General features: G+C 71.3%; 12 protein-coding genes. 6 read left to right on the top strand and 6 right to left on the bottom strand.

Annotation, left to right across the window (positions count from 1 at the left end; genetic code table 11):
* The first annotated feature begins 20 nt into the window (after positions 1-20).
* Complete coding sequence (locus EHW97_RS04270) at positions 21-1,031, top strand: LLM class flavin-dependent oxidoreductase (RefSeq protein WP_124235933.1); 1,011 nt, start codon at positions 21-23, stop codon at positions 1,029-1,031.
* 16 nt (positions 1,032-1,047) lie between these two features.
* Positions 1,048-2,520 (top strand): aldehyde dehydrogenase, encoded by a 1,473-nt coding sequence (locus EHW97_RS04265; protein ID WP_124235932.1) that lies wholly within the window; start codon positions 1,048-1,050, stop codon positions 2,518-2,520.
* Between the two features lie 206 nt (positions 2,521-2,726).
* On the opposite strand, the gene EHW97_RS04260 is transcribed toward EHW97_RS04265, so the two are convergent.
* The 3 genes from EHW97_RS04260 to EHW97_RS04250 are packed head-to-tail and all read right to left on the bottom strand — an operon-like array spanning position 2,727 to position 5,498.
* Positions 2,727-3,509, bottom strand: coding sequence for a crotonase/enoyl-CoA hydratase family protein (locus EHW97_RS04260; protein ID WP_124235931.1), 783 nt, complete (start codon positions 3,507-3,509; stop codon positions 2,727-2,729).
* Positions 3,506-4,276 carry an SDR family NAD(P)-dependent oxidoreductase gene (locus EHW97_RS04255; RefSeq protein ID WP_208001878.1) on the bottom strand — a complete coding sequence of 257 codons (771 nt, stop codon included), beginning with the start codon at positions 4,274-4,276 and terminating at the stop codon, positions 3,506-3,508. Before EHW97_RS04255 ends, EHW97_RS04260 begins: the two co-directional genes overlap by 4 nt.
* A gap of 25 nt (positions 4,277-4,301) precedes the next feature.
* Complete coding sequence (locus tag EHW97_RS04250; protein WP_124235929.1) at positions 4,302-5,498, bottom strand: thiolase family protein; 1,197 nt, start codon at positions 5,496-5,498, stop codon at positions 4,302-4,304.
* A 110-nt stretch (positions 5,499-5,608) separates the two neighbouring features.
* Between EHW97_RS04250 and EHW97_RS04245 the strand changes: the two genes are divergently transcribed.
* Genes EHW97_RS04245 through EHW97_RS04230 form a run of 4 tightly spaced genes read left to right on the top strand, consistent with a single transcriptional unit; the run spans position 5,609 to position 9,462 of the window.
* Complete coding sequence (locus EHW97_RS04245; protein ID WP_208001877.1) at positions 5,609-6,760, top strand: acyl-CoA dehydrogenase family protein; 1,152 nt, start codon at positions 5,609-5,611, stop codon at positions 6,758-6,760.
* Between the two features lie 14 nt (positions 6,761-6,774).
* Positions 6,775-7,902: an acyl-CoA dehydrogenase family protein gene (locus EHW97_RS04240; protein WP_124235928.1), complete on the top strand. Its 1,128-nt coding sequence runs from the start codon at positions 6,775-6,777 to the stop codon at positions 7,900-7,902.
* 2 nt (positions 7,903-7,904) lie between these two features.
* Positions 7,905-8,654 carry an SDR family NAD(P)-dependent oxidoreductase gene (locus EHW97_RS04235; RefSeq protein WP_124235927.1) on the top strand — a complete coding sequence of 250 codons (750 nt, stop codon included), beginning with the start codon at positions 7,905-7,907 and terminating at the stop codon, positions 8,652-8,654.
* Positions 8,655-8,658: 4 nt separating this feature from the next.
* The gene (locus EHW97_RS04230) at positions 8,659-9,462 is read left to right on the top strand and encodes an amidohydrolase family protein (protein WP_124235926.1); all 804 of its coding nucleotides are present in this window, start codon (positions 8,659-8,661) and stop codon (positions 9,460-9,462) included.
* 12 nt (positions 9,463-9,474) lie between these two features.
* Here the strand turns inward: EHW97_RS04230 and EHW97_RS04225 are convergent, their stop codons facing one another.
* The 3 genes from EHW97_RS04225 to EHW97_RS04215 form a co-directional block, all read right to left on the bottom strand.
* On the bottom strand, positions 9,475-10,203 hold the full coding sequence (locus EHW97_RS04225; RefSeq protein WP_208001876.1) for a FadR/GntR family transcriptional regulator: 729 nt from the start codon (positions 10,201-10,203) through the stop codon (positions 9,475-9,477).
* Between the two features lie 99 nt (positions 10,204-10,302).
* The gene (locus EHW97_RS04220; protein ID WP_124235925.1) at positions 10,303-11,235 is read right to left on the bottom strand and encodes an alpha/beta hydrolase; all 933 of its coding nucleotides are present in this window, start codon (positions 11,233-11,235) and stop codon (positions 10,303-10,305) included.
* On the bottom strand, positions 11,219-12,430 hold the full coding sequence (locus EHW97_RS04215; RefSeq protein WP_124235924.1) for a CaiB/BaiF CoA transferase family protein: 1,212 nt from the start codon (positions 12,428-12,430) through the stop codon (positions 11,219-11,221). The genes EHW97_RS04220 and EHW97_RS04215 overlap by 17 nt, the downstream gene beginning before the upstream one ends.
* Positions 12,431-12,433 lie beyond the last annotated feature (3 nt).

The following is a 12,433-nucleotide window of genomic DNA, read 5'->3' as shown; positions in this document are numbered from 1 at the left end:
AGCACCACACGGGAGACACCATGCCGTTGACCTTCGGCCTTGCCATCATGAACGACTTCCCGCCCGACGTCGTCCCCGCCGACCGGATCGCCGCGATGCGTGAGCAGGTGCGTGCGGCGTCGCAGAGCGGGATCTCGTCGGCCTGGGTCCTGCAGCACTATCTCGGCGGGATGCCCACGCTGCAGCCGGTCCCCACCCTCGCGGCGCTGGCCGCCGACGCGGGTGAGATGCAGCTGGGCACCAACATGTTCATCCTCCCGCTGCGGCATCCGGTCGAGGTCGCCGAGGAGTTCTCGACCCTCGACCACATCACCGGCGGCCGGGCCGTGGCCGGCTTCGGGATGGGATACCGGGAGAACGAGTTCGCGTCCTTCGGGATCGGCCTGGACGAGCGGGTCGGGCGCTTCGAGGAGAGCATCGCGATGATCCGCGACCTCTGGAGCGGCGAGCCGGTGACGCGCGACGGTGAGTACTACCGGATCGAGGACCAGAGCATCAGCCTGCGTCCGGTCCAGCCCGGAGGCCCGGAGATCTGGATCGGCGCGGGGCCGCACAAGAAGGGCGCGCAGCGCGCGGCGCGTCTCGGCGACGCCTGGATCGTCCCGCCGCACGTCGAACCCGAGCGCCTCAAGGTCGTCCTGGGGCATTACCGCGCCGAGAAGGAACGGCTCGGTCTTCCGGTGAAGCACCTGGTCGTGCGGCGCGAGCTCGTGCTGGACCGCGACCGTGAGCGGGCCCGGGCGATCGGACTCCAGGCGCGTGGCGACGTGACCGCCCAGTACGCGCAGTACAACGCCCCCCAGCAGGGCGACGCCTACCGCCACCTGCAGTCGGCGCAGTCCGCGACGGATGTGGCCGACGCGTCGTATCTGTTCACCGACCCCGAGGGCGCCATCGCGGCGCTCAAGGAGCTCGAGGCCCAGGGGCTGACCTACATCATCTTGCGGATGCAGTGGTACGGCCTGCCGCAGGAGCAGGTGCTGGCCACGCTCGACATGTTCAAGAACGACGTGTTGCCGGCCTTCCGGTGACGGTGAGGAGGAAGCAATGACGTCTGTGACGGTGGCTGAGGATCTGGCCGAGCGCCGGCAGTTGTTCATCGGTGGACACTGGCAGGACTCCTCCGGCGGGGAGATCGTCGAGGTGCGCAATCCTGCCGATCAGAGCGTGGTCGGCCATGCCGCGCTGGGGTCGTCGGCCGACCTCGAGCAGGCGGTGGACGCCGCCCGCGAGGCCTTCGACGACGGTCGCTGGCGCGATCTCCCCGGCGCCGAGCGGGCCGCGGTCATGCGCCGCGCCGCCGACCTGCTGGAGGAGCGCGCCGAGGAGATCGCGGTCGTGCTGACCGCCGAGCTGGGCTGCCCGCTGTGGTTCAGCCAGCAGGCGCACGTGCCCAATCCCATCCGGCACACGCGGTACTACGCCGGCCTCGCCGAGAACTACGACCTCGACGATGTCATCACCGACGACTCCGGTCTCCGCAGTCTGGTGACCCAGGAGCCGGTCGGGGTCGTCGGCGCGATCACGCCCTGGAACGGTCCCCTGAGCTCGCCGAGCCTCAAGATCACCCCGGCCATCGCCGCGGGATGCTCGGTGGTCCTCAAGCCGCCGTCGCAGACGCCGCTCACCGCCTACGCCTTCGCCGACGCGTTCCGCGAGGCCGGCCTGCCCGAGGGTGTCCTGAGCATCGTGCCGGCCGGTCGCGTGGCGGCGCGCTCGCTCATCGAGCACCCCGAGGTCGACAAGCTCGCCTTCACCGGCAGCACGGCCGCCGGACGGGCCATGATGCACGCCGCGGCCGAGCGGATCGCCCGCGTCACGCTGGAACTGGGCGGGAAGTCCGCGGCCGTCGTGCTGCCCGACGCCGACGCGGGCCAGGTCGTCAACGCCGTGCTGCCGATGGCGCTCATGGTCAACGGGCAGCTGTGCATCGCGCAGACCCGCATCCTGGTGCCGCGTCAGCGTGAGCAGGAGTTCGTCGACGCCTTCGCCGACGCGCTCGCGAGCTGGACGGTGGGCGACCCGATGGACGCGGCCACGAAGATCGGCCCGCTCGTCTCGCGCGATCAGCACGAGAAGGTCACCGGCTACGTCGACCTCGCGCGTTCGGAGGGCGCCCGGGTCATCGGCTCGTCGCTGACCCTGCCGCCGGAGCTCTCCGACGGCTGGTTCGTGCCGCCCACGCTGCTGGCCGGCGTCGACAACTCGATGCGGGCGGTCCGTGAGGAGATCTTCGGTCCGGTCGTCGCCGTCGTGCCCTACGACTCGGTGGACGAGGCCGTCGCCATCGCGAACGATTCGCCGTACGGGCTCTCCGGCTCGGTCTGGGGCGCCGACGAGGACGAGGCGATCGCCGTCGCCCGCCGGGTGCGCACGGGGATGCTCAGCATCAACGGCTACCCGCAGGCGTACGGTGCCCCGTTCGGCGGCTACAAGCAGTCCGGGATCGGGCGCGAGATGGGCGAGTACGGCTACCGCAGCTACCTGGAGACGAAGTCCATCGCCATCGGCCGCGGTTGAGCGTCCCCTCCCCGGGGCGGTGAGCTACGCACCCTTCCCGCGGTCGAGCGGTGAGTGAGGCACACTTCGCGGCGGCGGAAAGGTGCGTTGCTCACCGCTCGCGGGGATGCAAAGGTGCGTCAGTCACCGCCAGGTGGCGAGGGAGGGAACGTCGAACGCCCCCGAGCTCAGGCTCGGGGGCGTTCGACGTTCTGTGCTGCTGCGGGCTACCGCCCGGACCACTGGGGTGCGCGCTTCTCGACGAAGGCCCGGGCGCCCTCCTTGGCGTCCTCGGACTCGCGCACGGGATTGACGATCGCCTCTTGGCGGTCGAACTTCTCCGCGAGCGGCCAGTCGACGGACTCCACGAGCACCCGCTTGGAGGCGGCCAGGGCGAGGGGAGCGTTCTCGGCGATCTGCTCGGCCAGCTCGAGCGCGGCATCGAGAGCGCCGCCCGCGTCGGCCAGGCGGCTGACCAGCCCTGCCTCGTGGGCCTCGGTCGCCGGCCACATGCGCCCGGTCAGCACGAGCTCCATCGCGAGGTGGTAGGGCACGCGGTGCTGCAGGCGCAGCAGGCCGCCGGCCGCCGCCGTGAGGCCGCGCTTGACCTCCGGGAGGCCGAAGGTCGCCTCGCGGGAGGCGACGACGAGATCACACGACAGGACGATCTCGAACCCGCCGGCCAGGGCGTACCCCTCGACGGCGGCGATGATCGGCTTGGCCGGGGGGCGCTTGACGATGCCGGCGAACCCGCGGCCCTCGACGACGGGGCGTTCGCCGCGGGCGAACCCCTTGAGGTCCATCCCGGCGCAGAAGGTGCCGCCCCCGCCGGTGATGACGGCGACGCTCAGGTCGGCGCGGCGATCGAACTCCTCGAGCGCCTCGGCGATCTGGTGCGCCATGGTCATCGACATCGCGTTGCGGGCCTGCGGGCGGTCCATCGTCAGCACGAGGACGCGGCCCCGCTCCTCGACGTGGAGCTCGGGGGCCGAGTTCGGTGCGGCGGTCACTTCGGGGCCATCCTGATCGCTCCGTCCAGGCGAATGGTCTCGCCGTTGATCATGGGGTTCTCGATGATGTGCAGCGCCGTGCTGGCGTACTCCTCCGGCCGGCCCAGCCGGCGCGGGTGCGGCGTCTGGGCGGCGAGCTTGTCGCGCACCTCCTGGCCGAAGCGGGCGAGGATCGGGGTGTCGAACGTCCCCGGTGCGATCGTGGCGACCCGGATGGCCTTGCTGGCCAGGTCCCGGGCGGCCACGAGGGTCATGCCGACGACACCGGCCTTGGCGGAGGCGTAGGGGATCTGGCCGATCTGACCCTCGTACGCCGCGACGGAGGCGGTCAGCACGACGACGCCGCGCTCCTCGTCCTCGACGAGGTCTTGGCGCGCCATGCGCGCCGCGGACAGCCGCAGGACGTTGAAGGTGCCGACGAGGTTCAGCCGGATGAGCTGCTCGTAGGTCTCGAGTGACCCGGGCTCGCCGTCGCGCTCGACGACACGGACGGTGCCGCCCTTGCCGGCGCAGTGCACCACCGCGCGCAGCGGGGCGTGGGAGACGGCGGCGTCGAGAGCGGCGTCGACCGCGGCGGTGTCGGTGACATCGGCACGGGCGAAGGTGCCGCCGATCTCGTCGGCGACGATCCGCCCGAGCTCCTCGTTCAGGTCGAGCACGACGACGTGCGCTCCGCGTGCGGCGAGCGCCCGCGCGGTCGCGGCGCCGAGGCCCGACGCTCCTCCGGTGACGAGCGCTGAACCGTGTGAGACGTCCACAGGGGGCATCCTCCTTCTGGGTGGTGGCGGCGCCTCAGAGGCGCTCGATGATGGTGGCGTTGGCCATGCCGCCGGCCTCGCACATGAGCTGCAGGCCGAACCGGCCGCCGGTGTCCTCCAGGGCGTGCAGCATCGTGGTCATGAGCCGCGCGCCGGAGGCACCGAGCGGGTGGCCCAGCGCGATCGCGCCGCCGCGGGGGTTGACCCGGGCGGGATCGACCTGGGGGAACTCGGCCATCCACGCGAGCGGGACGGACGCGAAGGCCTCGTTGAGCTCGACGTGGTCGATCGCGTCGAGGGACAGTCCCGAGCGCTCGAGCACCCGCTGGGTCGCGGGGATGGGCGCGGTCAGCATCAGCAGCGGGTCGTCGCCCACGACGGCCATGGTGTGGATGCGGGCGCGCGGGGTCAGGTCCAGGGCCGCGGCGCGCTCGGCGCTCATGAGCAGCAGGGCGCTCGCGCCGTCGGTGATCTGGGAGGAGTTGCCGGCGGTCACGTTCCAGCCCACCCCCGGGAAGCGGTCGGCCAGCTCGTCGGTGCGGAAGACACCCGGGAGCGTCGCGAGCTTCTCGATGCTGCTGCCGGGCCGCACGGTCTCGTCGCGGTCGACCTGACCGGCCGGAGTCGACACGGGGATCGTCTCGCGACTGAACTGCCCGCCCTCGAGCGCGGCAGCGGCGCGGCGATGCGACTCGACCGCCAGTCCGTCGAGGGCGCCGCGATCGAGCTTCCAGCGTTCGGCGACCAGTTCGGCGGCGACCCCCTGGGAGACGAGGCCGGGGGCGAAGCGCTCCGCCACCAGCGATCCGTAGGGGTCGGCACCCATCCGGGCGGAGCCCATGACCACGCGGCTCATCGACTCCACGCCGCCGGCGACCACGACGTCGTAGCTCCCGGCGGCGATCCCCTGGGCACCGAAGTGGACGGCCTGCTGCCCCGATCCGCACTTGCGGTCGATGGTGGTGGCGGGGACGTGGGCCGGGAACCCGGCGCCGAGCCAGGCCATGCGGCCCGGGGTCGCGGACTGCTCACCGACCTGGGAGACGCAACCGACGATGACGTCGTCGACCTCGGCGGGATCGAGCGCGGGGCTGCGGCCCAGGAGCGCCTGGAAGGTCTGTGCCAGCAGGTCCACCGGGTGGACCTCCGCGAGGCTGCCCCCGCTGCGGCCCTTGCCGCTCGCGGTGCGGACGGCATCGACGATGACGGTGTCGCGTGGGTGGAGTGACATAGCTAACCATTATCATGATTTCGTCCGGGGCGTCCAACCGCCGGGGTGGTGGAGTTGACCTACGTCACACAATCTAGGATAATGATTAACCACATGAGGAGGTGATCGTCGTGGCGCACGATGATCTGGCAGAGATCCGCGCACTGGCTGCGCAAGTGGCTCGTGAGCGGTACGAGCCCATCGCCGAGGAGCTCGACGTTCAGCGCAAGCCCATCTCGCGCGAACAGCGGATGGAACTGGGGGCGCTGGGGTTTCTCGGCATCGCGCACCCCGAGGAGTACGGCGGCTCCGGGGCGCCGCTCGCCCAGGCGCTCGCCGTGGTCGAGGAGTTCGGCAAGGTGTGCCGCCCCGCGGCGTTCCAGATTTTCGAGGCCAACACCGGCCCGGCTCAGGTGATCTCGCACCTGGGCACCCACGAGCAGAAGCAGCGCTGGCTTCCCGACATCGTCAGCGGAGCCAAGACGATGGCGGTCGCCATCTCCGAGCCCGACGCGGGCTCGGCTGCCACCGACATGATCACGGCGGCCAAGCCCGAGGGCCAACGGTACGTCATCAACGGCACCAAGCGGTGGATCTCCAACGGCGGTGAGGCCGATCAGTACCTCGTCTACTGCCGCCTCTCGGACGCACCGGGCTCGAAGGGCATCGGTGCGATCCTGGTCGAGAAGGACACGCCCGGCCTGAGCTTCGGCGCCGGCGAGCGCCTCATGGGCTTCCGCGGCATTCCCTCGGCCGACATCTACTTCGACAACGTGAGCGTGCCGCAGGAGAACGTCGTGGTGCCGGCGGGCGACTTCTCGAAGCTGTTCGGGGTCTTCTCGGTCGAGCGCCTCGGCAACACGACGATGAGCATCGCGATCGGCCAGGCCGCGCTGGACAAGACGATCAAGTACGTCCAGGAGCGCGAGCAGTTCGGCAAGCCGCTTGTGGAGTTCCAGAGCGTCCAGGTGCTGCTCGCCGACATGGCGCTGCAGGTCGAGGCCGCCCGACTGCTGCGCGACCGCGCCGCCGCGACCGCCGGCGTCGGCCTGCCGGACTCCTATGAGGTCTCGCTGGCCAAGTGCACCGCGAACGAGATGGCCAAGCGCGTCACCGACATCGCGATGCAGCTGCACGGCGGCAACGGCTACACCGAGGAGTACGGCATCGAGCGCCTGCACCGCGACGCTCACGGCTGGGCGATCGCCGGCGGCACGCCGACGATGCAGCGCATCCGGATCGTCTCGGAGTTGCTGGGCCGCAAGTTCGACCAGCGACGGTGAGGGAAGGTAGACCCATGTTCGAGCTGACCAGAGAGCACCTCGATGCCCAGGCGGTCGCGCGCGAGGTCGCGGCGGCCGTCGCCCCCTACGCCGACGAGGCCGACGAGTACACCGAGGTCCATCCGGGCGTGCTGAAGGAGCTCCGCGCGAGCGGCCTGGCCCGTCACGTCGTGCCCGCGGAGTACGGCGGGGTGAGCGAGCAGCTCGATCCGCTGACGATCGCCGTGGTGCGCGAGGCCTTGATGTACTCCTCGGCGCACCTGGACTCGCTCTTCGGCATGCAGGGCGTCGGGAGCTACTCGCTCTCGGTCGGCGGTTCGGACGAGCTCAAGCGCACCTGGCTGCCTCGCGTCGCGGCGCTGGAGGCCATCGCCGGCCTGGCGCTGACGGAGCCCGACGTCGGTTCGGACCTTCGCGCGGTCACCACCACCCTGACGGTCGACGGCGACGAGCTGGTGATCGACGGCCGCAAGTCCTTCATCACCAACGGCGGAGCGGCCGACTTCTACTGCGTGCTCGCTCGCGAGGGGGACGGCTACTCGATGGCGCTCGTCCCCGCGGACTCGGCGGGACTGAGCATCGAGCCGGGTGCCGGGCTCATCGCGCCGCACATCCTCGGCGAGCTGACCTTCGACGGCGTCCGCGTCCCGGCGACCCACCGTCTCGGGGTGCCGGGCAAGGCGTTCTCCCTGATGCTCCAGACGCTCGCGGTCTTCCGCGTCACGGTGGCCGGTTCGGCCGTGGGGCTCGCTCAGGCGGCCCTCGACGAGGCGGTGCGCCATGCCCAGGAGCGCACGCAGTTCGGCCGCCCCCTGGCCGAGCTCGGTGCGGTCTCGCAGTCGCTCGCGCTCTCCTGGACCGAGACCGAGGCGGCGCGCTCCTTCGTGTACCGCGCGGCCGCCCTCGCGAAGAACGACCCGCTCGGACACCTCGACTTCTCCTCGATGGCGAAGGTCAGCGCGACCGAAGCGGCGAGCCGCATCGTGGACCGTTCGGTGCAGACCATGGGCCGGTTCGGGCTCGTCCGGGGGAGCAAGATCGAGCGGCTGTACCGCAACGCCCGCCCGCTGCGCGTCTACGAGGGTGCCACGGAGGTCCTGCTCGACTCCCTGGCCCGCCGGCTGAACAAGAAGGGACGCTGAGGATGGATCTGCGATTGCGTGACAGCGTGGTGGTCGTCACCGGAGCGAGCCGTGGTCTCGGTGCCGCGATGGCGATCGCCCTCGCCGCGGAGGGCGCCCACGTCGTCGCCGCCGCGCGCTCGGCACAGAGCCTGGAGGCCGTGGCCGAGCAGGGCGGCGGCCGGATCTCCACCGTCGAGACCGACATGCGCGACGAGGCCTCCGTGGCCGCGCTCGTCCCCGAGGTCATCGCCCGCCACGGCCGGATCGACGGCCTCATCAACAACGCCGGGATCGCGCCGGCGGGCAAGTTCGTGGACCAGGACCCGGCCATCTGGAAGGACGCGCTCGCGGTCAACGTCATCGCGCCGATGATGCTGGCGCAGGCCGCCGGACGCCACATGATCGAGCAGCAGGCCGGGCGCATCGTCAACGTGGCCTCGACGACCGGGGTCCGGGGCAAGCCGCATCTGGTGGGCTACTCGACCTCCAAGGGCGCGGTCGTGCGCATGACCGAGGCCCTGGCGGCCGAGTGGGCACGGCACAACGTGCAGGTCAACTGCATCGCTCCGGGTGCCTTCGTCACCGAGGCGCAGAAGGCCGTGACCGAGTCGCCGGAGCTTCACGCCCGGCGTGTCGCCAAGATCCCAGCCGGACGCATGGCCGATCCCGCCGAGCTGGTGCCGCTCGCCTGCCTGCTCGTCTCGCCCGCATCCCCCTTCACCACCGGTGGCGTCTTCGTCGTCGACGGTGGCGAGTCCGGAAAGCTGTGATCCGATGATCATCGATGCCCACGCCCACGTCTGGCCCGACAAGATCGCCCACGCCGCGCTCGCCGGCAACCGCCTCCCGGGCCTGCAGGCCCGCGGCGACGGGACCGTGGGAGGCCTCATGGCCGACATGTCCGCCAGCGGCGTCAGCCTCTCCTGCTGCCTGGGGATCGCCAACCAGGCCCGGCACGTCGATCGCGTCAACGAGTTCGTGGCCTCGCTGCGCTCCCCGGAGCGCTTCGGGTTCGGCACCGTCCACGTCGAGCTGTCGCCGGAGGAGAACCTGGCGAGCCTGCGCCGGCACGGCGTGACGGCGGTGAAGATCCACCCGCTGTTCCAGAACTTCGCGCTCGACGACCCGCGGCTCTGGGCGATCTTCGAGGCGTTCGGCAGTGAGATCGCCGTCATCACGCACGTGGGCGAGGGTGGCTCGCCGGAGGCCAACGCCCTGTCCAATCCGCGGATGATCCGCGACATCGCCCGGCAGTTCCCGCAGCTGCGGCTCATGGCCTGCCATTTCGGCGGCTACAAGCTGTTCGACGACGCGCGCGAGATCCTCTCGGGAGTCGACGTGGTCCTGGAGACCTCGTGGCCCCCGAGCCTGGCGACGCTGCGACCCGAGGTCGTGCGGCGGCTCATCCGCGACCACGGGGCCGAGCGCATCGTGTTCGGCTCGGACTGGCCGATGACGAGTCCGGCCGAGGAGATCGCCGCGATCGATGCCCTGGGGCTGAGCGACGACGAGGTCAAGCTGGTGCTGGGCGGCACGATGGCCCGGATGCTCGACCTGCCGTCGCACTGGCGCGCCTGAGCGTCGGCGGTCTCAGCCGGTCCAGCTGATCGGCTCGTTCAGCACGTCGGGGAACTTGCGCTCCGCGTATCGCAGGTACTGGTCGATGTGATCGGCCATCGCCTGGGACGAGGCCAGCGGATCGCGGGAGGCGATCGCCTCGTAGATCTGGGCGTGGGCGTCCTGGACGGCCTCGCGGCGCACCTCCGGGTAGTCGATGCCGATCGCGGAGCCGTCGAGGATGTCCAGCAGTGCGTCGATGAGATAGCCGAACATGGCGTTGCCCGAGCCATGGGCGATGACGTCGTGGAAGCGCTTGTTCTCCTCCAGGAAGATCCGCTGGTCACCCAGATGGCGCTTCATCGTGTCCACGCTCGCCTTGAGGTCGGCCAGCTGCTCGTCGCTCATGCGTTCGGCCGCGAGCTGCGCCATGACGGGCTCGAGTCCGGCGCGTGACTCCGCGATGGTGCGGAACGGCGCGTTCGCGAACTGCAGCAGCAGCGTCAGCGAGGTGGCCAGCGCCGTCGAGTCCGGGCGCTCGACCACCGGACCGCCGCCGGGACCCGGGCGCAGGCTGATGACGCCCTGCAGTTCCAGGAAGCGCAGCGACTCGCGAAGGGTGCCGCGGCCGACCTGGTACTCCTCGAGCATGAGGCGCTCGGGAGGCAGCCGGTCGCCGACGTGGTTGCCCCGCCGGTTGATGTCGGCAACGATCTGCTGCGCGAGCAGCATCGCCGTCTTCGGCGGTCGCGCGTGGGTCACAGACGCCATCTTTCCTCCATCGAACGTGGGCCGGCGGTTACTGGCCGTTCACTCACGAGAATCCTATGCATCAATCTGTCCTCAAGGCGAGCGACCGCGTCACTGTTGGACGGACGTCTGATCGCGGACGAAGCCCGCGACGGCCTCGACGAGCCGATCGCGGGCCGCGCGAGCACCGTCGGACGGCCCGGTCGTGCGCAGGAAGCCGTGGCAGAGGGCGGGCTCGTGGTCGTGGCGCAGGGGGACGCCGAGGGCGCGCAGCGCGTCGGCGTAGGCGAACCCCTCGTCGCGCAGGGGGTCGTGCCCGGCGGTCAGCAGGTAGGTCGGCGGATGACCGGCCCGGACGCCGCGCAGCGGGCTCACGCGGGGATCGCTGCGCTGGTCGGGGTCGGTGTAGTGGTCGAAGAACCACGCCATGTCACGGGCTCCGATCGGGAAGCCGTCCTGCTGCTCGCGGTACGAGTCACGCGTGGTGTCGTGGTCCAGCACCGGATACACCGCGACGAGCCCGGTGACGAGGTCCCGGCGCCGCTGGGCGACGACCGCCGCGAGGTTCCCGCCGGCGCTGTCGCCGCCGACGAACAACGGGAGGTCCCGGTGCTGCTCGGCGGCCCACGCCAGGCAGCGGTCGACGTCGTCGACGGCCGCCGGACAACGATGCTCGGGGGCGCGCCGGTACTCGACGCTCAGGACGCGCAGACCGGCGCGCGCGGCGAGGAACCGGCACAGCTCGTCGGCGTACTCCAGGTCGCCGGTCACCCATCCGCCGCCGTGCGCGTACACCAGGGTGGCGTGCGGAGCTCCGTGCTCGTAGCGGCGCACCCGGATCGGGGACGCCTGGGTCGCGGTCGGCACCAGCAGGTCCTCGACGTGGTCGACCGGCGGGCCGGCGGCGCACGCGGCGTCGCCCCCGCTCACGCGCTCGCGGGCCTCCTCGGGCGTGAGGTCGACCAGTGCCGCCGCCCCCGATCCCCGTGCCCCGTCGCGCAGGGCGGCGATCGCGGGATCGAGCGGGTCAACCCGAGATGACATGGCGCTCGGCCAGCTCGGCGAGGCGCCGGTCGTCGTAGCCGGCGAGCGATCGCAGGATCTCGTGCGTGTGCTCGCCGACGGCCGGAACGCCGTCGTACTCGGGCCCGTCGTACCCCGCCACGTGCAGCACCGGGCCCGGCGTGAGGGCCGGCCCGAGCACGGTGTTCTGGAGGTGACGCAGCGTCCGCTCCAGGAAGTGCGGATCCTCGCTGATGTCGCGGGAGTCGTTCACGGCCGCCGCCACGACCTCGTGGTCGTCGAGGATCTTGAGCGCCTCGTCACGGTCGTAGGAGCCGACCCACTCGATGACGATCTGCTGGAGCGTGTCGTTGTTGGCCATGCGGGCGGTGTTGGTGGCGTAGCGCTCGTCGGTCTTGAGCTCGGGACGGCCCATCGCCTCGAACAGCCGCATGGCGATCGCCTGGTTGGAGGCGGCGATGGAGAGCCATCCGCCGTCGGCGGCCTGGTAGATCCCCCGTGGGGAGGCGGCGCCGGAGGCGTTGCCATGCCGCTGCATCACCGTGCCGCTGGCGGTGTAGTTGAGCACGGCGTCGCCGAGGATGAACATGAGGGGCTCGTACAGCGCGACGTCGACCTCGGAGCCGCGGCCGCCGGACATCTCGCGCCGGAACAGCGCCATCGCGGTGCCGAAGGCGGCGGAGATGCCGGCGATGGAGTCGGCGAAGCCGAAGGGAGGAGCCGTCGGGGGCGTCTCGGGCCATCCGTTGAGGAAGGCGAACCCGCTCGCCGTCTCGGCCACCGTGCCGAAGCCGGGGCGTTCGCGGTAGGGGCCGGTCTGCCCGAACCCGCTGACCCGTGTCATCACCAGTCCGGGCTGATCGGCCGACAGCTCGGCGTACGACATGCCCCAGGCCTCGAGCCGGCCCGGCCGGAAGTTCTCGATGAGCACGTCGGCGCCCCGGACGAGATCGCGGACGATCTCGCGCCCGGCCGGCTCGCGAAGATCGATGCCCACCGAGCGCTTGCCGGAGTTGAGCCGGGCGAAGCCGATGGCCATGCCCTCGTGGGCCGGCTGCCACTGCCGGGCGAAGTCACCCTGACGGGGATCCTCGACCTTGATCACCTCGGCGCCGAAGTCGCGCAGCATCCGGCCCGCGGTGGGGGCGGCGTACATGGAGCCGAGTTCGATGACGCGGACCCCCGCCAGCGGAGGTGTCGTCGTGGTGTCGGGCATCGA

This window comes from Aeromicrobium camelliae, from assembly GCF_003850045.1.
GTDB classification, from domain to species: Bacteria; Actinomycetota; Actinomycetes; order Propionibacteriales; family Nocardioidaceae; genus Aeromicrobium; species Aeromicrobium camelliae.
The sequence above is the reverse complement of the archived record's forward strand: the minus strand, read 5'-3'. Positions and strand labels throughout refer to the sequence as shown.